This is a genomic window from Stenotrophomonas sp. STEN009 (genome assembly GCF_056760395.1).
This window is the reverse complement of the sequence record NZ_JBRRES010000053.1, coordinates 1-21720: the sequence shown is the minus strand read 5'-3', so window position 1 is coordinate 21720 and position 21720 is coordinate 1. Positions and strand designations below refer to the sequence as shown.

The following is a 21720-nucleotide window of genomic DNA, read 5'->3' as shown; positions in this document are numbered from 1 at the left end:
CGTGGGGGGGGTGGGGGGGTGTTCACTTTCACTCACCCTGGGTTTCCCCCGGGGGCCCCCCCCCCCCCCCGGGGGCCCCCCCCCCCCCCCACGACGGGACTCAGGTGGCGGTCGAGAAGCGGTAACCCGCGCCGCGCACGGTCTGCACCATGTTCTCGGCATTGAACGGTTCCAGCGTCTTGCGCAGGCGGCGGATGTGCACGTCGATGGTGCGCTCCTCCACGTACACGCTGCCGCCCCACACGTGGTCCAGCAGCTGGGCGCGGGTGTACACGCGCTCGGGGTGGGTCATGAAGAAGTGCAGCAGGCGGTACTCGGTCGGGCCGATCGGCACCGGCTGTTCGTTGGCGAACACGCGATGCGCGGCACCGTCGATGCGGATCGGACCGACCGCCACGCTGCCGTCCTCGTCGTCTTCGCGGGCGCGGCGCATGACCGCACGGATGCGGGCCAGCAGCTCCCGGGCCGAGAACGGCTTGACCACGTAATCGTCGACGCCGGCTTCCAGGCCGCCGACACGGTCGTTCTCCTCGCCACGCGCGGTCAGCATGATGATGGGCACCTCGCGGGTCAGCGTCTCCTTGCGCCAGCGGCGCGCCAGGTCCAGGCCGCTGGTGCCGGGCAGCATCCAGTCCAGCAGGATCAGGTCGGGAACACGGTCGGCGATCGCGGTCTGGGCTTCGCGGGCATCACCGGCGTGGACCGGCTCGTAGTCACCCTTGCGCAGGGCGAAGGCGACCATTTCGCGGATCGCGGGCTCGTCATCGACGATCAGGATACGTTTCTGCACGAGGGCACCGTAGGGCTCGGTTACTGGACGGGTGCCAGTAGACTACGGTTTGATGACATGTTTGTGACCATCGGGCCGGAACCGCTCCCGATTGCCACGGACCGGTCATGCAGCGCTCAGCGGCGGTCCAGATCGGGGTCCTGCACGCCCTGCCGGCGCAGCTCCAGCACGGTCGGGGTGATCGATTCGATGCGCGCGTCGACCCGGGCCCGTCCTACGTAGTCCAGTGCGGGATTGCGCTTGAGCGCCTGCAGCTGCATCAGCGCCTGCTCCGGCCGGCCGCTGAGGAAGGCGGCCTCGGCGTAGGCCTCGCTGGCACGGACGCTGTCCCCGGCCAGTTCGCTGGCACGGGCGTAGCGCTGCTGGAACACCGGATCGTTACCACTTTGCGACAGCAGCGGCCGCAGCATGGCCTGCGCGCGCTGCCCCGCCTCGCGGTTGCCCTGTTCGTTGAGGATCTCGGCGTAGGTCAGCGCGACGGGCCGGCTGTTGGGATGCTCACGCAGCAGCTGCTCGAAACGGGCATTGGCCTGCGTGGCCTGGCCCGAGCGCGATTCGGCCTCGGCCAGGGCCAGGGCTACCCACAGGCTGTCCGGATGGGCCTGCAGCAGGCCGTTCAGGGTCTGCCGCGCCTCGCCGGCACCGCTGCGTCCCCCCCGCATCACCGCCAGGGCCTGGCCGTAGCGCTGGGCATCGTTCAATCCACTCTTCTGGCGTTTGCCCAGGTCGGCGTACTCGCGCTCCACCTCGCCGGTGGAGTCGGCACTGAGCACCCGCAACCGTTCACGTGCCCAGTCGAAGTCGCCGCTGGGGCCCCGGCTGAGCTGGCCAACCGGCACCCGCAGCACACTGCTTGGCAGCAGCGGGTTGCTGCCGCGCAGCAGCGGTTCGGACAGGGTCGGGTCGGCAGGGTCCACCCGTTCCCTGCGCTCGCCGCTGGGCGTGGTGGTGGTCAGCAGCACCGTGTCCTTCTTCATCTGCTCGGCGCGGGCCTTCGCTTCGCTGATGCGCGTGATGTTGACCGGGTGCGTGCGCAGGAACTCCGGCACGCTGTAGCCGCCCTCGTTGCCGCGCATGGCCGTCGACATCCGCTCGAAGAAGCCGGCCATCGCGTCCACGTCGTAACCGCTGCGTGACAGGGTGCGTATGCCCAGCCGATCGGCTTCCGATTCGTTGGAGCGGGTGTAGTTGATCTGCCGCTGCTGCATCAGGCCCATGCCCGAGCTGATCGCGGCCATGGTCGCATTGCCTGAAGAGGTGCTGTTGCTGGCCTGTGCCGCCACCACCGCCGCCAGCATGCCCAGCAGGATCGGGATCTGGTCGCGCTGGGCGCGCTCGACCCCGCGCAGCACGTGCTGCTGGGTGACGTGGGCGATTTCGTGTGACAGCACCGCGGCAACCTCGTCTTCGCGTTCGGCCGTCAGCACCAGCCCGGCGTTGACCCCGATGTAGCCGCCCAGGGTCGCGAAGGCGTTGATCTGGCGGTCCTTCATCACGAAGAAGGTGTAGGGCTGGCGCGGCTGGTCGCTGTTGGACCCCAGGCGGGTGCCCATGGTCTGCAGCCAGTCATTGACCAGCGGATCGTCCAGCAGGTAGCCATAGTTGCGCAGCTCGCGCAGCATCATCGCGCCGTACTCGGCCTGGCGGGCCGGGGTCAGCAGCTCGCCGGCCGAGGAGCCGATGTCGGGCAGCTTCTCCTGGGCCTGGGCCAGCGGCATGGCCAGGGCGAAGGTGACGGCGGTCGAAAGCAGCAGGGCTCGCAAGCGGGAGGTCCTCGGGCGGGGCGCGCCAAGCGTGGCAGGGCAGGGGGCAACCATTCGTTAATCCACAGTGTTGCGGTGGTAGCGTGGAAATTCCAGCGCACCGGTACCATATGTAGACCGTCGATCCATCGTGGAGTTTCCCGTGACAGCCCAGACCGCCGGCGGTGCCCCCGCCATCACCATCTATTCCACTGCCGTCTGCCCGTACTGCGTGGCCGCCAAGAACTTCCTCAAGAGCAAGGGCCAGCAGTGGACCGAGGTCCGCATCGACCTGGACCCGGCCGAACGCGAGAAGATGATGGCGCTGACCCGCCGCACCAGCGTGCCGCAGATCTTCGTCGGCGACGTCCATGTCGGTGGCTATGACGACATGATGGCGCTGCACCGTGAAGGCAAGCTTGAGCCGCTGCTGGCCGGGCAGGGCCAGGCATGAGCGCGGCCGACGACGGCAGCAAGGACCGCATCGCCGAGTTCACCGCGTTCCGCAAGCGCATGAACGAGCGCATCCTGGGCGAGCCGAACCAGGTGGTGCGCCGGTTCTTCGCGCTGGATACGCAGACCTACCAGGCCGGCGCGCTGGATGTGAAGACCAAGGAGCTGCTGGGGCTGGTGGCCTCGATGGTGCTGCGCTGCGACGACTGCATCAGCTACCACGTGGCCCAGTGCAAGGAGGCCGGGGTGACCCGCGAGGAGTTCTTCGAGACCTTCTCGGTCGGCCTGGTGGTCGGCGGCTCGATCGTGATCCCGCACCTGCGCCGCGCGGTCGATTTCCTCGACCAGCTCGAAGGCGGTGCCGCCGCCCCGGAAGCCCACGAGCACTGAGGCTAACGCCGGGCATGGCCCGGCGCTACCGGAATACGCGGGCAATTCTGCCTGAGCCGGGGACTGGGACCATGGTCTATTTGGGACCTCGGCCCCGGCTCAGGCATAATTGCCGGTGAAACTTCCTTTGCGCCGGCGTTTCCGGGCACGTCCGGACGGCGTTTTTTCCCCCTGTTCGGAACATCGATCAATGACGCAGAAAATTACGGTCATCCGCGGCGACGGCATCGGCCCGGAGATCATGGACGCCACCCTGTACGTGCTCGACCAGCTCAATGCCGGCCTGGAGTATGAAGAGGCCGACGCCGGCCTGGCGGCGCTGGAGAAGCACGGCGACCTGATGCCGGCGGTCACCCTGGACTCGATCGCGCGCAACAAGGTTGCCCTGAAGAGCCCGCTGACCACGCCGGTCGGTGGTGGCTTCACCTCGATCAATGTCAGCCTGCGCCGCCATTTCGACCTGTACGCCAACGTGCGTCCGGCCCACACCTTCCCGAACACCAAGTCGCGTTTCGACAACGTCGACCTGATCACCGTGCGTGAGAACACCGAAGGCGCCTACCTGGCTGAAGGCCAGGAAGTGTCGGCCGACGGCGAGACTGCCTTCTCCGGCACCCGCATCACCCGCAAGGGCTCGGAGCGCATCGTGCGCTACGCCTTCGAACTGGCCCGCAGCGTCGGCCGCAAGAAGGTCACCGCCGTGCACAAGGCCAACATCATCAAGTCGACCTCGGGCCTGTTCCTGAACGTCGCCCGTGAAGTGGCCGCGCAGTATCCGGACATCGAGTTCCAGGAAATGATCGTCGACAACACCTGCATGCAGCTGGTGATGCGCCCGGAACAGTTCGATGTGATCGTCACCACCAACCTGTTCGGCGACATCATTTCCGATCTCTGCGCCGGCCTGGTCGGCGGCCTGGGCCTGGCCCCGGGTGCCAACATCGGCAAGGACGCGGCGATCTTCGAAGCCGTGCACGGCACCGCGCCGGACATCGCGGGCCAGGGCAAGGCCAATCCCTGCGCGCTGCTGCTGGCGGCGGCACAGATGCTGGATCATATCGGCCAGCCGCAGAATGCCGAGCGCCTGCGCAAGGCCATCGTGGCGACCATGGAAGCCAAGGACTCGCTGACCGGCGACCTGGGCGGCACCGGCACCACCATGAGCTTCGCCAAGGCCATCGCCACGCGCCTGTAAGCGGTGGCTGGACCTTGTCTGGATTTCCAGCGGGGCGCCTTCGGGCGCCCCGTTGCGTTTGGGTGCCTGCGCATGCTCTGCGCAGCTCATGTGGTGTGGCGGCACCGAAAGTGCGCGCGCTGGTCGGGTACCTTGCCACGCACTACGCTGCCCAGGCCGGCGTGGCAGCGTAGCCACGGGGTCGTAGCGAGGTGATGATGGATTCGGTGTATCTGCTGGTCGCACTTGGAGCGATCGTGGCGGGATTCGTGCAGGGACTGTCCGGCTTTGCGTTCGGAATGGTCGCCATGTCGTTCTGGGCATGGGGGCTGGAGCCACGCCTGGCGGCTACGCTGTCGGTGTTCGGCGCGCTGGTGGGTCAGCTGGTGGCCGTGTTCACCGTGCGGCGCGGATTCAATCTGCGTCTGCTGCTGCCCTTCGTCTTCGGTGGCCTGGCGGGCATTCCGCTGGGCGTGATGGTATTGCCGCAGCTGGACATGGACTGGTTCAAGGCCCTGCTGGGAGGCTTCCTGGCACTGTGGTGCCCGGTGATGCTGATGGCCCGTTCGCTGCCGCCGATCACCACGGGCGGGCGCATCGGCGACACCGTGGCGGGCATGGCCGGTGGCGTGCTCAGCGGCATCGGCGGCTTCGCAGGTCCCGTGCCCACGTTGTGGAGCACGCTGCGTGGTTTCGGCAAGGAGGAGCAGCGCGCGGTCATCCAGAACTTCAACCTGGCGATGCTGTCGGTCACCATGGCCACCTACGTCGGCAGTGGCCTGGTCACCCGGCAGATGCTGCCGTACTTCGCTGTCGTCGCCCCGGCCATGCTGGTTCCGGCGCTGCTGGGGGCCCGGGTCTACATCGGCATCAGCGAGGCGCGGTTCCGCCAGATCGTATTGAGCCTGCTGACGCTGTCGGGCATCGCGCTGCTCGCCTCGTCGCTGCCGGCCCTGTTGGCGCGCCCGGTTGCCGGCTGAGATTCAGGCCGGCCGGAACATGCGGAAACGCTGCTCTGCACTGACGCGGAAATAGTCGGCCGGTCCACCGCCGCGCAGGATCGGGTCGGCGGCTGCAGTGTCGTAGATGCCATCGACCAGCAGTCGTGTCTCGATATGGACGGCGACCACCTCGCCGAGCACCAGCCAGCCGTTGGTGTCCTGTCCGGCGGCGTCGCGCAGGCGGACGATCTGGGTGCAGCGGCATTCCATGCTGACCGGGCTTTCTGCAATACGCGGCGGCTTGACCTGCCCGGACGCCAACGGCGTCAAGCCGGCCAGCGTGAACTCGTCGACGTCCGGCGCGACCGCCCGGCAGCTCTCGTTCATGGCTTCGGCCAGGTCGAAAGTGGCCAGGTTCCAGACGAACTCGCCCGTCGCTTCGATGTTGTGCAGCGAGTCCTTGCGGCCCTGGCTGGAGAAACCAATGATCGGCGGCGTGTAGTTGAAGGCGTTGAAGAAGCTGTAGGGCGCCAGGTTCAACGCGCCGTCGGCAGCGCAGCTGGAAATCCAGCCGATCGGGCGGGGTCCGATGATGGCGTTGAACGGGTCATGCGGCAGGCGATGGCCGTCAGCGGGGCGATAGCTGTGGAAGAGGGCAGGCATGGCGGGGTCGAAAGGGGGAGGGGAACAGAAAGGGCGCCACGGAGGCGCCCTTTGTCGTTTTCAGCTTGACCGGAATCAGCGCTGCTGGATCTTTGACAGCAGGCGGAGGAACTCGACGTACAGCCAGACCAGGGTCACCATCAGGCCGAATGCGCCATACCACTCCATGTACTTGGGCGCGCGCTGGGCCACACCGCTCTCAATGAAATCGAAATCCAGCACCAGGTTCAGCGCGGCGACCACGACCACGAACAGGCTGAAGGCGATGCCCCAGCCGCTGGAGGAGTGGATCAGCGGGACTTCGATGTTGAAGAACGACAGCACGAACGACGCCAGGTAGAGCAGGGCGATGCCACCGGTGGCGGCGACCACGCCGAGCTTGAAATTCTCGGTGGCCTTGATGACGCCGGTGCGGTAGGCCACCAGCAGGGCAGCCAGCGTGCCGAAGGTCAGCAGCACGGCCTGGAATACGATGCCCGGGAACCGCAGCTCGAACACGGCGGAAATGGCGCCGAGGAACAGGCCTTCCACCAGCGCGTACAGCGGTGCGGTGACCGGCGACCATTGCTTCTTGAACACGGTGACCAGCGCCAGCACCAGGCCGCCGATCGCGCCGCCCATGGCATACAGCTTGGCGACCGGCAGCACCTGGCCGAAGGCCACGGTCTGGTTCCAGGCGAAGGCTGCGGTCAGCACGGTCAGCAGCAACAGGATGCCGGTCTTGTTGACGGTGCCGTTGAGGGTCATCGCCTGGTCGGGGCGGGTCACCACCGAGCCGTTGGCGAGGTCGAGGAAAGTCGACTCGGAAAGAGCCGGGTTGCCGCTGCGCATGCGCGTTCTCCGTGCGAATGAGGGATCAGGAAGGCCATCCGGCCGACGATGTCGAGCATAGCCGATGGCCACTGCCACTGCCGTGACCGCGCGCCCGGGACAGATCGCTGCGTTGACAGTTCGCCGCGGGCTTGGCGACAATGACCAACTCCCCGGGCCTGGCTCGAGGGGATTGCAAGACCGGGGTATAGCGCAGTCTGGTAGCGCGCCTGCTTTGGGAGCAGGATGTCGGGGGTTCGAATCCCTCTACCCCGACCAATCCCACGCCACGTCGGATTGGACGCCGTTCCGGTTCGGGCGCCCGTAGCTCAACTGGATAGAGCACCGGCCTTCTAAGCCGGCGGTTACAGGTTCGATTCCTGTCGGGCGCGCCATTGAAATCAATGGTTTATGCTCCCTCTTTCCGTGGTTACGGCTTGCCTCCGGAATTCCCTCCGGAGTTGGCAGTGTTCTTCCTGTGGGAATTTGGAAGCCGTCTGCGGTGTTAAGATCCTGTGGAAGGCTGAACCTTTGATCATCCCTAGGTGAGTTGCAACTACGGAGTAGTTGCAACTAGGGGGAGGCGGCCATACGATAGGACTCGGCAATGTCGAAGCTTCAGAAGAGGCTGGATCGTCTCAACAGCTGTCCAAGGGACTACGAATGGGATGAACTCTGCGCACTGCTAAAGGGACTTGGCTTTGAGAAGCAGCCTGGAGCTGGCTCGGGGTATAGCTTCACGCATCCCCAGCAGGCGGCACATGTAATTTGTCTCCATAAGCCGCATGGCCGGAACCCACCGACCATGCTAGAGGTGTATGTGAGACGCGTCAGGGATCGACTCAAGGAGTGGGGATACCTAGAATGAATACGCTGAAGTACAAGTCCTACACCGCGAAGGTAGATTTTTCTCAGGCCGATGAACTGCTTGTTGGCGAAGTCTGCGACATCGATGCTCTGATCCTTTTTTCTGCTGCGTCTGTCCCGGAACTCAAGCTGGAGTTTGAGCGCGCCATCGATCAGTACTTGGCGGAGTGCGCGGCGCGCAATGTCGAAGCTAACAAACCCTATAGCGGGACGTTCAATGTGAGGGTTGGAGGGGAGTTGCATCGGAAGGCTGCAACTATCGCTCGCAGTTGGGGGGTATCGCTGAATCAGGTCATGTGTTCAGCCATTGAGCAAATTGTTGATCGGCATTGCCATCAGCCTTTGGTGACTCAGGCGAAGCATGTGGAACAGACAGTCGGTTTTGCTGGGTACAACGAAAGGCTCCAGCGTTCCCCAGCCAGTAGGCCCGTGTATGACCTCCATTGAATCGATGCAGGCTTTTGAAAGCTTTTTAATGGTGGGCGCGCGTTTTTCTCGTCTCACGGTGGATGAACGCAAAATCAGCGGTACTGAGGGCGAGCATGAGATCGCCGTCAGCATCGAAGGTCGTGATCCTACGATCAGCTCTCACAAATACGCAGATAGACCTGTGATCGAACAGGTCGTGTCAGCGAGTGCAGTCGTCAAGGGCGACGATGATGGCGCAGATGGCGCGCATTTGTTCTTTATTGAATGCACCGCTGGATTCGTCGGTACTGAGGAGAAGTTCGACGGAGATCTGAAGCTCTTCAAGGCCGCGGAAGCACAATTCGCGAGAGCGTTGTATTGGCTGGTCCGAGAGAGAATTCAGTCTGTGTTCTCTGTGACAATGCTGCGAGCGCATCGGCAGCTTCCATGGGATTTGTTGGAGAAGCAGGCGCCTGCGCCGACTCGCGATAAACCCACTGTTAAGAAAGTGGCGGCAAAAAAGGCTGCCGCTAAGAAATCGCCTCCCAAGTCTGTCGGGTAGTCTGCACAGGCATTCGCCGACCGACTTGGGATGTAGCTGCATCTTAGCTTCCTGACTCCGGAACAATCGGTAAGGAATGATCATAGAGGTGCAGCATCGCGTCTGTTTCGTGTCCGCTTGCCTCCTTCTTGTCCCCCTTGCTATCCGTCACGCCCCGGTGTTTCAGGCTGTGTCGGCCGAGCCGGTTGTTCTGGGGGGAGAATCCCGTCCTTCACCGCATTGCGCTTCATGCGCCCCCAGGCAGTCTGCCACCTATCCTCGGTCAACCGCTCCCCGTCCTCGCTGACGAAGAGATAGCGGTCCTCGGCCCGGATCGGAATTACACTCCCGTTCTTCTCCCATATCGCAGCCCGCCGCGCCCGTAGCATGGCGATGGCTTCCTCGGTTTCGGCATCCTTGCGCACCAGGTTGTCGCGACTGCCCTTGCGCCGGTTCGTGCGCAGCACCTCGCCATCCACGTGAGCGTCGGTCAGGGCAAGCGCTACGCCGAACGCTGGTGCGCGGCCAGACTGTACCCGGAGATGAGGCTGCGCGCTGCCGTTGCCCAGCTGCTGGCCGCGATGCCTGGCGATCCGCTCGAACCGCTGCCCGGCCTCCCTCCGACGCCCGAGCAGCAGCAACAGGCTTGGCGCCTAGCCACCGCAACCGCGCGAGTGAAGGAAGCGTTGGAGCCGCCCAGGTCACTGCCGGCGGCGCCCAAGCCCCGCGCGTGGGGCGCCCACAAGGCGTGGGTGAGGGTAGGGCACCACCCGCTGCGTCATACGGTCTAAGCCCCGGAACCTCCAGAAAACTGATGCGCATCCCCTGGCGGCTGAAGGGCCGCAGACGGGCGGCTCCAGAATTGAATTCAATGCAAGTTATTGATATTCCTATAGAGTCAGGCAGACTTCTAAGCCGGCGGTTACAGGTTCGATTCCTGTCGGGCGCGCCATTGGAATCAATTAGTTACGTGATTCGAGTGCGCTGACGCTCGCGCTCGGCGGCTATCGCCTTGATCCCCGGTTCCAGGTCCACGGCCAGCGCGGGCGGGGCCGCGTAGAGCAGTGTCCCGCCCGGCAGTTCCTTCGATAGCCACGCCTGCGGAATGCGGGAGCTTCCTTGATAAACATGTCCCACCGGCTCTTGTCCCGCCGGCTGGCGGGCGGCGAGGGCGGCGATAGCTGCATCCAGGACCGCGGTTCGTGCAGGGCTTCCGGCGTCCGTGAGACGCGCGCGCATCAGCAACTGCGTGTGCGTCGCTCAGCCTTCATGTCGACGACAAGACGACAAGACGACAAGACGACAAGATGTGGCACTGGCACAAGGATGAGCCCAACACTGCGACGCTGATCGGAGTACACGGATCGTCCGAGCATCGATAGTGTCGCGGCCAACCCGCAGTCGATGGTCCCTGCGCTGCGGCCCAGTGCAACGGTAACGCCCCGAATACCCTAGCTGGCCTCGTGCACGCGATGAATGCGATATCGTTCATGGTGGTCCGGCCGGCCAACGGCCATACGAATCTTCGCTTGGTGGTGAGGCTCCTCAGATCAGTTCGCCTGGGCACATCCATAATCACTAGCGCTGTGATCGACAGTTGAACTCACCCTTTTATGGAATTCAGTGATGGCCGACAAGATCCTTCCCTCTTATCCGTCGATTTCTGGGACTTACATTGATGAAAGCGTCCATATCGTGCTGGCAACAGATTCGGTCGGGAGGGGCGGCGTGTGAGTAGCAACATTCTGAAAGCGGACGATGGCGCTGCCTTGCTTGGATTCATCCAGGATGGTCCGGGCGCGGTGCTCCAGACGCTGGGGCAAAAGTCTTGCGAACAGACCTCTCCTGAAGACTTTGGTGCCATCGGCGATGGCCAACCCCACTTCTTGTCGGAGCGCTTTTCGACGCTGCAAGAGGCCCGGGCGACCTATCCGTTTGCCACATCTCTGACGCAGAGCATCGACTGGGCAGCTATCACTGCAGCTATCTCGACTGGGCGCCAGGTGTTGGGCAATACGGCGGCCAATTACATGCTTTCTCAGTCCGTTGAGATGATCGATGCCAGCTGCCTGTTTGACGGTCGGCAATGCCAGATGACGGCAATGAGTGGCAGCTTCCCAACCTTCAGTGTGATTGCGAATTACGGTGCCCAGGTACCGGTAAGTGCGATCGAAATGTCAGTCGTTGACTACACCGAAGGGCAGGGCGGTGGGGCCACGCCGACACACTCACTGGTGGTAAACAGCACTGATGGATTCGCTGTTGGTGACATCATCAAGGTGATGTCGGACGACTTCATTCCTGGCTCTCGGGCGGCTGATCTGGAGCGACTTGGAGAGCACACCGCCGTAGGCGGAATCGACGCGAACAGGATCAATCTCTACAGCTATCTTTTTGAGAAGTACGTATCGAACATCCGCGCCGCAAGGATGAATGCTTCGGTCCTGGTCGACATCAGGAACTTCAGGTCCGACTATGTCGAGCCGGGCAACGCGTCGATTGTCTACGTGCAGGGGTGTATGGCGCCCGATGTGTCGGGCATTCGTGCGATGCGGGCAAAGTCTGAAACAGTCGAGTTCGTTTCCTGCCTCTTTGGCCGGACACACGACATTGTCACCTCGAACGGCACTACCGATTTCACAACGGGTGCCTATGCCTACGGGGTGGTTGAGTATGGATGCGAGTTCGGCATGCATAGCAATCTGTTTGGCCATCAGATCCGGCATGTGTACACGGATGGGTCACTGATTGCCCAGCTCAACGACACGAGAACCTACCGCTATGGGCGAACCAAGGGTTCTGCGGTGGTCAACTCGAAGGGTTGGCTGTGCCAGAACGCTGCTTTTGACACACACTGGAGCAGCCATGGCATTCAGTTCATAGGATGCTACGGGTATGCACCCTTCAATGGCCCGAACTCGTCGCAGAGGAACTTCCAACTGCGCGGGAGCTTCGGGTTGGTTCAGAACTGCGTCTCCTACGGTGGCACGGGAGTCAACGTGTTCCAAGGAGTTGACCATCCGGAGGCCTGCCAAGGCAACCGGATTGAGAATCTGTCGCACTTCTTCTTGAAGGAGTCCCAGGGGCGAGCGGCTGTCCAGATCACGGGGCAGTCTGCCAACGAGGATACGATCCCGACAGTTAACGTCGACGCGCTGGTCACCAATCAGGACAACAGTGGCATCTATCCCCATGTCATCGCCACGCGCGGCATCGTGCGTATTAGCCGTCCCGCGATGGTCACAAAGCAGGGAGGCACAAACGTTGCCTGCGCATTTCTGGCCGATGAGGGTGGGCAGATCTACGTCGATCAAGGCAGTATCGATGCTCGTGGCGCGAGTGGTACCGGCCTGCGTTTGTGCAAAATGGGCCCGGGGAGCCGGATCGAACTGAACGGTCTGCAGGTCCACGGTCAGTTCACCCACCTGTTGGACGGGCAGCAGAACAACGACATCGTGTTCGATTGCCGGGACGTGCAACTCGACCGGCCACTGGCACAGGCACAGGGCTACACGAACTCTCTGAGTTCCAACGTTCGGGTCGACTACACCGTAGGATTCCGGCGGACCACGCGCGCGGTTTTCGCTCAGACCTACTCGCAGGCGGGAGGCAAGATCCTCTCGCTGGAGCGTCGAGGGGGGCGGACACTGCATTTCTCGGCAACCGTCTCTGTTGCCACCGCAGTAACGAGGATCTCATCCATTGATGCCGGTGCGATGGATGGCCAGGAGCTGGTGATTCGCAACAGCGGCGGCTCGGTGGCTTTGCTCCGAGTCGCAGCAAATGCGGTAATCGCCATCGGTGCTGACCGAGACTTGGCCCCAGGTGCAGTGCTCAGACTCATCTATTCCGACGCCGCTGGCGCATGGCTGCCAGCATGAGGCTGGTGCCCGGCATGCTATTCAAGCCCTGGGGCAGACGTATTGGTCACCGGGGAGGGTGCCTTCTTCTCGCCCGTCGACCCATGAGGAGGAGCCACAGGCTCCACGCCCTCGTGAGATTGGGACACAAGGGAGGGGGGGGCATGAGCTCGCCGGGGCCAGGCAAGCAGCCGGCAATGGCGTTGCCCCGGCCGGGAGGCGCCCGAAAGTCACGGTTGACGGGCGGGCTTCATGAGCCGCGTGGTCGATGAATGCCAAGCTTCCCGCAGGCACCTTGCGCACCCGGTGCAGGTCCTGGGCTGTACTCGCTGTGCTCCTGAATTGAACTCAATCCAGGCTATTGACTACAATGCGCAGTCCTGCAGCCCTCCAAGCCGGCGGTTACAGGTTCGATTCCTGTCGGGCGCGCCATTGGCGAGGCACCGGGACCGCGTCGGCGGATGTGAAGAAAGGCTTGCAAAAGCGTGAGGACTCCACCAGAATATCGGACTCGCTTCGGCGGCCCGAACTTCGGTGACGGTCTCCAGGCAAGGCTTCAAAGCTCCAGCGCCAGCAGCATTGGCGATGAAGCGAATGTTTCAGTGGTGGCTGTAGCTCAGTTGGTTAGAGTACCGGATTGTGATTCCGGTGGTCGGGGGTTCGAATCCCCTCAGCCACCCCACTGATTCAACCGCATCGGCACAGCCGACACGGTGTTGCAATAAACAGAATGCACGCTATAATGTGCGTCTGAGTTTCACGGGCCGTTAGCTCAGTTGGTAGAGCAGTTGACTCTTAATCAATAGGTCCAAGGTTCGAATCCTTGACGGCCCACCAAGACAGAAGCCACCTGGTACGCCAGGTGGCTTTTTTCTTGCCTGCAGGCCGCGCAAAGAGCATGCGAAGCACCTTGGGTCGTGGCACGCATGCATCGATCAACGATGTTGAAAAAAAGCTTGCACCCCGTGTGCGCATCAGGTCATAATTCGCGCCCCGATTTCGGGCTGTTAGCTCAGTTGGTAGAGCAGTTGACTCTTAATCAATAGGTCCAAGGTTCGAATCCTTGACAGCCCACCAGACGAAAGCCACTTGGTCCTCCAGGTGGCTTTTTTCTTGGGTGTTCAGCGGCTGCCGGACGGCTCTGCGAGTGTGCCGATGGACACCAGGCGCCTTCCTGCTTCATGCACCAGCAACGGCAGGGCCCAGCTCAGCACCAGCAGGCTCGGCACCATCACCAGGGGCGATGCCAGCTGCATGAGCGCAGGCACCAGCAGCGACAGGCGGAACACCGCGGGTGACAGCGTCACCAGGTAGCTGCGCAGCATCCATCGCCGGTGCTGCTCGACGTCGCCACGCCGGATGCTGCGATAGCCGCAGAATGATGTGACCAACCACGCCAGGCCGGTCGCAGCGAACGCCATTTTCAGTGCCAGCCAGCCCTGGGTGGTGGCGATCAGGCCGGCGACAGCGGCACTCCCCAGCAGGATGCCGGCCAGGTAGATCCGTCCCAGCCAGCGATGCAGCCGGGGACGGTGTCGCCGCAGGGGACCGATGAACTGCGTAGCGCCAGCCAGCATGGCCAGGCTGCCGCCGGCGACATGCAGCCACAGCCAGTTGCGACGCTCCCAGAACATGCCATAGGCCTCGGCGCTGACCTGCCCGTAGCGCTGTGCGGTGACCCACAGGAAGTGCAGCGCTACTGCAAGACCGAGCAGCCAGACGAGTGTGGACCAGCCGGGCATCCGGGCCTGCAGGGGCGTGCGGAGTGGGGTGCGTTCCATCGGGGCAGACCGGGTGGCGGCAACGGCACGAGTCTACGCGCACGTGCCGGCGCCTGCGCGTGGGCGCCTGGACTACGTATTCAGGTTTGTCACGCCTTCCGCTTTGTGCACCCGCCTGCGACAATGACGGCCTGTGCCGGCCACGCGAAAGTGGCGGAATTGGTAGACGCCCTGGATTTAGGTTCCAGTGCCGCAAGGCGTGGGGGTTCGAGTCCCCCCTTTCGCACCAGTGCCGGCCTGCCTCCGCCCCCGCCGGGCGTTCCCGAGGCGCTTGCCCGGCCTGCGCTGGCAGTGCACGCCGAATTGGGCGAAACTAAAGGGCTGCGGCAAGCAGGCGCGTCCCGGACGCCGTCACCTTACAACCGTTTCATCCATCATCGAGCCGGAGGCCAGAGCGCCACCGGTGGCAGGAGTCAACATGCAAGCTTCGATCGAATCCATCGGCAACCTGGAACGCCGCCTGAGCTTCTCGCTGCCGGAAGACCGTCTGCAGAGCCACATCAACGGCCGCCTGGGCGAAATCGCCCGTACCACCCGCATCAAGGGTTTCCGTCCGGGCAAGGTGCCGGCCAAGGTGATCGAGCAGCGCTTCGGCGCGCAGGTCCGTGGCGAGGCGCTGGACGGCCTGCTGCGCGAAACCTTCGACGCGGCCGTGCGCGAGCACGACCTGCGCATCGTCGGCAGCCCGCGCATCGACAAGGGCGACGAGGGTGAGTTCTCCTTCGTGGCCACCGTGGAGGTGGTGCCGGACTTCGGTGACATCGACGTCAGCAAGCTGACCGTGGTGCGCCACACCGCCGAGATCACCGACGCCGACATCGACCAGATGATCGAGAACCTGCAGAACCAGCGCCGCACCTGGGTACCGGTTGCGCGTGGTGCGCAGGATGGCGACCTGGTCGCGGTCGAAACCTGGTCGCAGGCCGGCGAAGAGCGCCTGCCGGCCGAAGGCACCGAGAAGGGTTCGATCGTGCTCGGCCAGGGCATGATGTTCGAGACCATCGAAAAGGGCCTGGTCGGCCTGGCCAAGGGCGAGGAAAAGACGCTGGACGTCGATTTCCCGGCCGACTGGCGCGTGCCGGTGCTGGCCGGCAAGACCGTGCAGGTCACCGTCAAGGTTGCCGAAGTGTCCGAGCCGGTGGTGCCGGCGGTCGATGAGGCCTTCATCAAGAGCTTCGGCGTGAAGGGCGGTGATGTCGAGCAGTTCCGCAGCGACATCCGTGCCAACCTGGAGCGCGAGCTCAAGGGCGCGCTGATGAACCGCCTGCGCCGTGAAGTGGGCGAGCAGCTGATCGCCGCCTATTCCTCGGTGGAAATGCCGCCGCGCCTGGTCGAGAACGAAGCCCGCGCGATGCTGGCCCAGCAGGTCGAGCAGATCCGCCGCAGCGGCCGCAACCCGGGCGAGATCCCGGCCGATGCCCACGAAGGTTTCAAGGACGCCGCCGCCAAGCGCGTGCTGGTCGGCCTGCTGGTCGGCGAAGTGGCGCGCACCAACGATCTGCGCCTGGAGCCCAAGCGCCTGAACGAAACGCTGCGTCTGATCGCCTCGACCTACGAAGAGCCGGAGCAGGTCATTGAGATGTACCGCAACGACCCCCAGCTGATGTCTGGTCTGCAGAACCGTGTGATGGAAGAGCAGGTGATCGACTGGATCGCCGAGCGCGCCCAGCACACCGAAGAGAAGCTGTCGTTCCAGGACGCGATCCGCCAGTAAGTCCGGGCGGATCACCGTATGCCCCGCGCCCCTGCCGGCGCGGGGTTGTTTCCCCCCAAGATAGGTACCTCACGTAATGGACAACCGAACCAAAGCCCTGAACCTGGTTCCGATGGTGGTCGAGCAGACCAGCCGCGGCGAGCGTGCCTACGACATCTATTCGCGCCTGTTGAAGGAGCGCCTGATCTTCCTCGTGGGCCCGATCGACGATCACATGGCCAACGTGGTGGTGGCGCAGTTGCTGTTCCTGGAATCGGAGAACCCGGAGAAGGACATCAACATCTACATCAACTCGCCGGGTGGCGTGGTCACCGCCGGTATGGCGATCTACGACACCATGCAATACATCAAGCCGAATGTGAGCACCACCTGCATCGGCCAGGCGGCCTCGATGGGTGCCCTCCTGCTGGCTGCAGGTGAAGCCGGCAAGCGCTATGCGCTGCCCAATTCGCGCGTGATGATCCACCAGCCGCTGGGGGGTTACCAGGGCCAGGCGACGGACATCGACATCCACGCGCGCGAGATCCTGACGCTGCGTTCGCGCCTGAATGAGATCCTGGCCCGCCACACCGGCCAGTCGCTGGAAACGATCGCTCGCGATACCGAGCGCGACAACTTCAAGAGTGCGGTCGAAGCGCAGGCCTACGGCCTGGTCGACCAGGTCCTGGAGCGTCGCCCGGATGAGTCGGTCCAGGCGGGTTGAGCCGCCTTCACGGGGCCAGGCAGGCCTCGTTCCTGCAGGGTCGGGCGGGACTGGTGTCCCTCCGGCCCTGTGCTATTCTCGAATCGAACCCCCGTTCAGCGGGTGGGGTAACTGGGTAAGCGAAGCATGAGCGAAGACCGCCAAGGTCGTTCCACGGACACCGGCAAGATCCTCTACTGCTCTTTCTGCGGCAAGAGCCAGCATGAAGTGCGCAAGCTGATTGCGGGTCCGAGCGTGTTCATCTGCGATGAATGCGTGGAGCTGTGCAACGACATCATCCGCGAAGAACTTGAAGAAAAGGCGCAGTCGGCGCGCAGCTCGCTGCCGAAGCCGCGCGAGATCCTCGAGGTCCTCGACCAGTACGTGATCGGCCAGAACCGCGCCAAGCGCACCCTGGCCGTGGCCGTGTACAACCACTACAAGCGCATCGAGAGCCGGCAGAAGAACGACGACGTCGAGCTGGCGAAGTCGAACATCCTGCTGGTCGGTCCGACCGGTTCGGGCAAGACCCTGCTGGCCGAAACCCTGGCCCGCCTGCTCAACGTGCCGTTCACCATGGCCGACGCCACCACGCTGACCGAAGCCGGTTACGTGGGCGAGGACGTGGAGAACATCATCCAGAAGCTGCTGCAGAAGTGCGACTACGACGTCGAGAAGGCGCAGCAGGGCATCGTCTACATCGATGAGATCGACAAGATCTCGCGCAAGAGCGAGAACCCGTCGATCACCCGCGACGTGTCCGGCGAAGGCGTACAGCAGGCCCTGCTGAAGCTGATCGAAGGTACCGTGGCCAGCGTGCCGCCGCAGGGCGGTCGCAAGCATCCGCAGCAGGAGTTCCTGCAGGTGGACACCAAGAACATCCTGTTCATCTGCGGCGGCGCGTTCGCCGGCCTGGACAAGGTGATCCAGGCCCGTTCCACCGACGTGGGCAGCATCGGCTTCGGCGCCAAGGTGAAGAGTGCCGAGCGCAAGCAGGAAGTGGGCAAGCTGCTGGCGGAAGTCGAGCCGGAAGATCTGATCAAGTTCGGCCTGATTCCCGAGTTCGTCGGCCGCCTGCCGGTGGTGGCGACCCTGGAGGAGCTGGACGAGCCGGCCCTGATCAAGATCCTGACCGAACCGAAGAACGCCATCACCAAGCAGTTCAAGAAGCTGTTCGAGATGGAGAACGTCGAACTGGAGTTCCGTCCGGACGCCCTGTCGGCCATCGCCCGCAAGGCGCTCAAGCGCAAGACCGGCGCCCGTGGCCTGCGCACCATCGTCGAATCGGTGCTGCTGGACACCATGTACGACCTGCCTTCGCAGGAAAACGTCAGCAAGGTGGTGGTGGACGAATCGGTGATCGAGCACAAGTCCGAGCCGTACCTGATCTACCAGACCCCGGCGGCCCCTGAACAGAAGGCCGCAGGCGCCGAGTGATTCTTCCAAGTTGTTGATTGGAAAGAATTTTAAAGGAATGCCTTGCATCTGAAAGCCGATGGCCCCATAACGGGGCCATCGGCTTTTTTTGTCTCCGGAAGATGTCCTCCCGGAGGCGGTTTTCCCCTTCCCTGGAGCCCCCATGGCCCGTTCCCCAAGTGAAACCCTCGACCTGCCGGTCCTGCCGCTGCGCGACGTAGTGGTGTTCCCGCACATGGTCATCCCGCTGTTCGTCGGCCGTGACAAGTCCATGCACGCGCTCGAACAGGCAATGGAGGCAGACAAGCGCATCCTGCTGCTCGCGCAGAAGTCCGCCGAGACCGACGACCCGCATGCGGCCGATCTCTACCAGGTCGGTACGCTGGCGCAGGTGCTGCAGCTGCTGAAGCTGCCCGATGGCACGATCAAGGTGCTGGTCGAAGGCCTCTCGCGCGTGCACGTGACCCATGTCGACGAACGCAACGGTTCGCTGCACGGCCAGGCCGTGGAGATCGACGCTGCGGACGAGCGCGAGCCGCGCGAGATCGAGGCGATCGCCCGCTCGCTGATGTCGCTGTTCGAGCAGTACGTGAAAACCAACCGCAAGCTTCCGCCGGAGCTGCTGCAGACCCTGGCCGGGATCGACGAGCCTGCGCGCCTGGCCGACACCATCGCCGCCCACATCAGCGTGCGCCTGGCCGACAAGCAGCGCCTGCTGGAAACGCTGGCCGTCGGCGAGCGCCTGGAGATGCTGGTCGGCCTGGTCGACGGCGAGATCGACGTGCAGCAGATGGAAAAGCGCATCCGCGGCCGTGTGAAGTCGCAGATGGAGAAGAGCCAGCGCGAGTACTACCTCAACGAACAGATGAAGGCCATCCAGAAGGAACTGGGTGACCTCGACGACGCGCCGGGCGAGCTGGAAGAGCTGGCCCGCAAGATCGCCGAAGCGGGCATGCCGAAGGCCGTGGAAGCCAAGGCGCGCAACGAACTGAACAAGCTCAAGCAGATGTCGCCGATGTCCGCTGAGGCGGCGGTCGTGCGCAATTACCTGGAGTGGCTGCTGGGCGTGCCGTGGAAGAAGCGCACCAAGGTGCGCAAGGACCTGAAGGCCGCGCAGGACACACTCGATGCCGACCATTACGGCCTGGAGAAGGTCAAGGAGCGCATCCTTGAATACCTGGCGGTGCAGTCGCGGGTGAAGCAGATGAAGGGCCCGATCCTGTGCCTGGTCGGGCCGCCGGGCGTGGGCAAGACCTCGCTCGGCCAGTCCATCGCCAAGGCCACCAACCGCAAGTTCGTGCGCATGTCGCTGGGCGGCGTGCGTGATGAGGCCGAGATCCGTGGCCACCGTCGCACCTACGTCGGCTCCATGCCGGGCCGCATCGTGCAGAACCTCAACAAGGTCGGCAGCAAGAATCCGCTGTTCGTGCTCGACGAGATCGACAAGATGTCGATGGACTTCCGTGGTGATCCCTCCTCGGCGCTGCTGGAAGTGCTCGATCCGGAGCAGAACAACGCATTCAACGATCACTACCTGGAAGTGGACCTGGATCTGTCGGAAGTGATGTTCGTGGCCACCTCGAACTCGCTCAACATTCCGGGCCCGCTGCTGGACCGCATGGAAGTGATCCGCATCCCCGGTTACACCGAGGATGAGAAGCTCAACATCGCGACCCGCTACCTGGTGCCCAAGCAGATCAAGGCCAATGGCCTGAAGCCGGAGGAACTGGAAATCGGCAGCGATGCGATCCAGGACATCGTGCGCTACTACACCCGCGAGTCGGGCGTTCGCAATCTGGAACGCGAGATCGCCAAGATCTGCCGCAAGGTGGTGAAGGAGATCGCGCTGGCAGGCCCGCAGCCGGTGAAGGCCAGGAAGGGCGCGAAGAAGGCCAAGGCGCTGGTCACGGTGACCGGCAAGAACCTGGACAAGTACCTGGGCGTGCGCCGCTTCGATTTTGGTCGCGCCGAGGAAGAAAACGAGATCGGCCTGGTCACCGGCCTGGCCTGGACCGAAGTCGGTGGCGACCTGCTGCAGATCGAATCGACGCTGGTGCCAGGCAAGGGCCAGTTGATCTTGACCGGCCAGCTCGGCAACGTGATGAAGGAATCGGCTTCGGCGGCGTTGTCGGTCGTGCGTTCGCGCGCCGATCGTTTCGGCATCGACAGCGACTTCCTGCAGAAGCACGACGTGCACCTGCACGTTCCGGACGGCGCCACGCCGAAGGACGGCCCGAGCGCCGGCGCGGCGATGGTGACGTCCCTGGTCTCGATGCTGACCAGGGTGCCGGTGCGTGCCGATGTGGCGATGACCGGCGAAATCACGCTGCGTGGGCGGGTCACCGCCATCGGTGGACTGAAGGAGAAGCTGCTGGCTGCCCTGCGTGGCGGTATCCGCACGGTCATCATTCCCGAAGAGAACCGCAAGGATCTGGCCGACATCCCGGCCAACGTCACCCGTGATCTGAAGATCGTGCCGGTGAAGTACATCGAAGAAGTGCTTGATCTGGCGTTGGAGCGTCCGCTGGCACCGAAGAAGGCGCGCAAGAGTGCGCAGCGCGTCACGGTACGTAGCAAGGCGAAACCGAGTGGAAACGCGCGCGTCAAGCACTGACGCGCGTTGCCGAATGGCCTGAAACCCGCGTCGTTACTGGCTTTCCAGCTTGCGTGGGGGTAGGGCCACTGGTATAAAAGCAGCACTCGCAAATGAGTGATCGCTGTTGGCGATCTCTGAATCGGCGAACCGTTTCCACATGGCGATCGCACGCAGATGGCGTGCGGTTGCTTCCCTGTCGAATCCGCGGAACCCACCGCCAAAGGAGTTGTAGAGAATGAACAAGACCGAATTGATCGACGCCGTTGCTGAAGCTGCCGACCTGACCAAGGCCGAGTCCAGCCGCGCTGTCGATGCCGTCGTTGCTGCCATCACCAAGGCGCTGAAGGACGGCGATGCGGTCACCCTGGTCGGCTTCGGTACCTTCCAGGTCCGCGACCGTGCAGCCCGCACCGGCCGCAACCCGAAGACCGGCGACACCATCAAGATCGCTGCTTCGAAGAATCCGTCCTTCAAGGCTGGCAAGGCCCTTAAGGATGCTGTAAACTAAGCGGCTCGCTGGGGTGCTTAGCTCAGCGGTAGAGCGTCTCCTTTACACGGAGAGGGTCGGGGGTTCGAAACCCTCAGCACCCACCACAGCACCGCGGTAAAAGTTTGAGTGTGGAGCGGTAGTTCAGCTGGTTAGAATGCTGGCCTGTCACGCCGGAGGTCGCGGGTTCGAGTCCCGTCCGCTCCGCCACTTCAACGAGGCCTCCGGCCAAAAGCTGGAGGCTTTGTTTTCTCCCTGATCCTGATCGGGAAGAGAACACAAGCAGTACAACGCGGAGCGGTAGTTCAGCTGGTTAGAATGCTGGCCTGTCACGCCGGAGGTCGCGGGTTCGAGTCCCGTCCGCTCCGCCATTACATCGAGGCCCCCGGTCCAAAGCTGGGGGCC

General features: G+C 63.5%; 19 protein-coding genes and 9 tRNA genes. 22 read left to right on the top strand and 6 right to left on the bottom strand.

Features of this window, described 5'->3' with window-relative positions; genetic code table 11:
- Window positions 1-100: 100 nt before the first annotated feature.
- Complete coding sequence (phoB, locus tag ACVOMM_RS17630; RefSeq protein WP_053519436.1) at window positions 101-790, bottom strand: phosphate regulon transcriptional regulator PhoB; 690 nt, start codon at window positions 788-790, stop codon at window positions 101-103.
- Window positions 791-906: 116 nt separating this feature from the next.
- Complete coding sequence (locus ACVOMM_RS17625; RefSeq protein WP_053519435.1) at window positions 907-2553, bottom strand: M48 family metalloprotease; 1647 nt, start codon at window positions 2551-2553, stop codon at window positions 907-909.
- A 142-nt stretch (window positions 2554-2695) separates the two neighbouring features.
- Between ACVOMM_RS17625 and grxC the strand changes: the two genes are divergently transcribed.
- From grxC to ACVOMM_RS17605, 4 genes are all read left to right on the top strand, one after another.
- On the top strand, window positions 2696-2986 hold the full coding sequence (grxC, locus tag ACVOMM_RS17620) for a glutaredoxin 3 (RefSeq protein WP_004154541.1): 291 nt from the start codon (window positions 2696-2698) through the stop codon (window positions 2984-2986).
- On the top strand, window positions 2983-3375 hold the full coding sequence (locus ACVOMM_RS17615) for a carboxymuconolactone decarboxylase family protein (protein WP_053519434.1): 393 nt from the start codon (window positions 2983-2985) through the stop codon (window positions 3373-3375). Before grxC ends, ACVOMM_RS17615 begins: the two co-directional genes overlap by 4 nt.
- 190 nt (window positions 3376-3565) lie before the next feature.
- Entirely contained in the window at window positions 3566-4570 is a 1005-nt protein-coding gene (locus tag ACVOMM_RS17610) for an isocitrate dehydrogenase (RefSeq protein ID WP_053520418.1), read from the top strand.
- A gap of 197 nt (window positions 4571-4767) precedes the next feature.
- Window positions 4768-5529: a sulfite exporter TauE/SafE family protein gene (locus ACVOMM_RS17605; RefSeq protein ID WP_053520419.1), complete on the top strand. Its 762-nt coding sequence runs from the start codon at window positions 4768-4770 to the stop codon at window positions 5527-5529.
- Between the two features lie 3 nt (window positions 5530-5532).
- On the opposite strand, the gene ACVOMM_RS17600 is transcribed toward ACVOMM_RS17605, so the two are convergent.
- A complete protein-coding gene (locus ACVOMM_RS17600) occupies window positions 5533-6153 on the bottom strand; it encodes a flavin reductase family protein (RefSeq protein WP_481526569.1) in 621 nt (206 codons plus the stop codon).
- A gap of 75 nt (window positions 6154-6228) precedes the next feature.
- Entirely contained in the window at window positions 6229-6984 is a 756-nt protein-coding gene (locus ACVOMM_RS17595) for a Bax inhibitor-1/YccA family protein (protein ID WP_481526568.1), read from the bottom strand.
- Window positions 6985-7165: 181 nt separating this feature from the next.
- Between ACVOMM_RS17595 and ACVOMM_RS17590 the strand changes: the two genes are divergently transcribed.
- From ACVOMM_RS17590 to ACVOMM_RS17570, 5 genes are all read left to right on the top strand, one after another.
- Window positions 7166-7242, top strand: a tRNA-Pro gene (locus ACVOMM_RS17590).
- Between the two features lie 39 nt (window positions 7243-7281).
- Window positions 7282-7358, top strand: a tRNA-Arg gene (locus tag ACVOMM_RS17585).
- 212 nt (window positions 7359-7570) lie between these two features.
- A complete protein-coding gene (locus tag ACVOMM_RS17580; RefSeq protein WP_481526567.1) occupies window positions 7571-7831 on the top strand; it encodes a type II toxin-antitoxin system HicA family toxin in 261 nt (86 codons plus the stop codon).
- Window positions 7828-8277 (top strand): type II toxin-antitoxin system HicB family antitoxin, encoded by a 450-nt coding sequence (locus ACVOMM_RS17575; protein ID WP_481526566.1) that lies wholly within the window; start codon window positions 7828-7830, stop codon window positions 8275-8277. The genes ACVOMM_RS17580 and ACVOMM_RS17575 overlap by 4 nt, the downstream gene beginning before the upstream one ends.
- Window positions 8264-8800 (top strand): hypothetical protein, encoded by a 537-nt coding sequence (locus ACVOMM_RS17570; RefSeq protein ID WP_481526565.1) that lies wholly within the window; start codon window positions 8264-8266, stop codon window positions 8798-8800. The genes ACVOMM_RS17575 and ACVOMM_RS17570 overlap by 14 nt, the downstream gene beginning before the upstream one ends.
- Before the next feature lie 140 nt (window positions 8801-8940).
- Here ACVOMM_RS17570 and ACVOMM_RS17565 read toward each other — a convergent pair whose 3' ends face one another.
- A complete protein-coding gene (locus ACVOMM_RS17565; protein WP_481526564.1) occupies window positions 8941-9420 on the bottom strand; it encodes a hypothetical protein in 480 nt (159 codons plus the stop codon).
- 1089 nt (window positions 9421-10509) lie between these two features.
- Here ACVOMM_RS17565 and ACVOMM_RS17560 point away from each other — a divergent pair.
- The 4 genes from ACVOMM_RS17560 (at window position 10510) to ACVOMM_RS17545 (ending at window position 13716) form a co-directional block, all read left to right on the top strand.
- Entirely contained in the window at window positions 10510-12660 is a 2151-nt protein-coding gene (locus tag ACVOMM_RS17560; protein ID WP_481526563.1) for a hypothetical protein, read from the top strand.
- 584 nt (window positions 12661-13244) lie between these two features.
- A tRNA-His gene (locus ACVOMM_RS17555) sits at window positions 13245-13321 on the top strand.
- 79 nt (window positions 13322-13400) lie between these two features.
- Window positions 13401-13476: transfer RNA gene (locus ACVOMM_RS17550), tRNA-Lys, on the top strand.
- A 164-nt stretch (window positions 13477-13640) separates the two neighbouring features.
- Window positions 13641-13716, top strand: a tRNA-Lys gene (locus ACVOMM_RS17545).
- A gap of 44 nt (window positions 13717-13760) precedes the next feature.
- Here ACVOMM_RS17545 and ACVOMM_RS17540 read toward each other — a convergent pair.
- Window positions 13761-14420 carry a DUF2306 domain-containing protein gene (locus ACVOMM_RS17540; RefSeq protein ID WP_081279789.1) on the bottom strand — a complete coding sequence of 220 codons (660 nt, stop codon included), beginning with the start codon at window positions 14418-14420 and terminating at the stop codon, window positions 13761-13763.
- Between the two features lie 144 nt (window positions 14421-14564).
- Here ACVOMM_RS17540 and ACVOMM_RS17535 point away from each other — a divergent pair.
- From ACVOMM_RS17535 to ACVOMM_RS17495, 9 genes are all read left to right on the top strand, one after another.
- Window positions 14565-14649, top strand: a tRNA-Leu gene (locus ACVOMM_RS17535).
- Between the two features lie 189 nt (window positions 14650-14838).
- On the top strand, window positions 14839-16134 hold the full coding sequence (gene tig / locus ACVOMM_RS17530) for a trigger factor (RefSeq protein ID WP_481526562.1): 1296 nt from the start codon (window positions 14839-14841) through the stop codon (window positions 16132-16134).
- Between the two features lie 76 nt (window positions 16135-16210).
- Window positions 16211-16837: an ATP-dependent Clp endopeptidase proteolytic subunit ClpP gene (gene clpP, locus ACVOMM_RS17525; protein ID WP_053520351.1), complete on the top strand. Its 627-nt coding sequence runs from the start codon at window positions 16211-16213 to the stop codon at window positions 16835-16837.
- A 126-nt stretch (window positions 16838-16963) separates the two neighbouring features.
- A complete protein-coding gene (gene clpX, locus ACVOMM_RS17520; RefSeq protein ID WP_053520352.1) occupies window positions 16964-18253 on the top strand; it encodes an ATP-dependent Clp protease ATP-binding subunit ClpX in 1290 nt (429 codons plus the stop codon).
- Window positions 18254-18395: 142 nt separating this feature from the next.
- Window positions 18396-20846 (top strand): endopeptidase La, encoded by a 2451-nt coding sequence (gene lon, locus ACVOMM_RS17515; RefSeq protein ID WP_481526561.1) that lies wholly within the window; start codon window positions 18396-18398, stop codon window positions 20844-20846.
- Between the two features lie 217 nt (window positions 20847-21063).
- A complete protein-coding gene (locus tag ACVOMM_RS17510) occupies window positions 21064-21336 on the top strand; it encodes an HU family DNA-binding protein (protein ID WP_005408270.1) in 273 nt (90 codons plus the stop codon).
- An 11-nt stretch (window positions 21337-21347) separates the two neighbouring features.
- Window positions 21348-21422, top strand: a tRNA-Val gene (locus ACVOMM_RS17505).
- Window positions 21423-21448: 26 nt separating this feature from the next.
- A tRNA-Asp gene (locus ACVOMM_RS17500) sits at window positions 21449-21525 on the top strand.
- 84 nt (window positions 21526-21609) lie between these two features.
- A tRNA-Asp gene (locus ACVOMM_RS17495) sits at window positions 21610-21686 on the top strand.
- Window positions 21687-21720 lie beyond the last annotated feature (34 nt).

Bases quoted from the DNA above. Each gene is read 5' to 3' on its own strand.
- ACVOMM_RS17510 (WP_005408270.1), top strand. From the start codon at position 21,064: ATGAACAAGACCGAATTGATCGACGCCGTTGCTGAAGCTGCCGACCTG.
- ACVOMM_RS17615 (WP_053519434.1), top strand. From the start codon at position 2,983: ATGAGCGCGGCCGACGACGGCAGCAAGGACCGCATCGCCGAGTTCACC.
- ACVOMM_RS17600 (WP_481526569.1), bottom strand. From the start codon at position 6,153: ATGCCTGCCCTCTTCCACAGCTATCGCCCCGCTGACGGCCATCGCCTG.
- ACVOMM_RS17575 (WP_481526566.1), top strand. From the start codon at position 7,828: ATGAATACGCTGAAGTACAAGTCCTACACCGCGAAGGTAGATTTTTCT.
- ACVOMM_RS17595 (WP_481526568.1), bottom strand. From the start codon at position 6,984: ATGCGCAGCGGCAACCCGGCTCTTTCCGAGTCGACTTTCCTCGACCTC.
- ACVOMM_RS17570 (WP_481526565.1), top strand. From the start codon at position 8,264: ATGACCTCCATTGAATCGATGCAGGCTTTTGAAAGCTTTTTAATGGTG.
- clpX (WP_053520352.1), top strand. From the start codon at position 16,964: ATGAGCGAAGACCGCCAAGGTCGTTCCACGGACACCGGCAAGATCCTC.
- clpP (WP_053520351.1), top strand. From the start codon at position 16,211: ATGGACAACCGAACCAAAGCCCTGAACCTGGTTCCGATGGTGGTCGAG.
- ACVOMM_RS17540 (WP_081279789.1), bottom strand. From the start codon at position 14,420: ATGGAACGCACCCCACTCCGCACGCCCCTGCAGGCCCGGATGCCCGGC.
- tig (WP_481526562.1), top strand. From the start codon at position 14,839: ATGCAAGCTTCGATCGAATCCATCGGCAACCTGGAACGCCGCCTGAGC.
- ACVOMM_RS17580 (WP_481526567.1), top strand. From the start codon at position 7,571: ATGTCGAAGCTTCAGAAGAGGCTGGATCGTCTCAACAGCTGTCCAAGG.
- ACVOMM_RS17605 (WP_053520419.1), top strand. From the start codon at position 4,768: ATGGATTCGGTGTATCTGCTGGTCGCACTTGGAGCGATCGTGGCGGGA.
- ACVOMM_RS17610 (WP_053520418.1), top strand. From the start codon at position 3,566: ATGACGCAGAAAATTACGGTCATCCGCGGCGACGGCATCGGCCCGGAG.
- lon (WP_481526561.1), top strand. From the start codon at position 18,396: ATGGCCCGTTCCCCAAGTGAAACCCTCGACCTGCCGGTCCTGCCGCTG.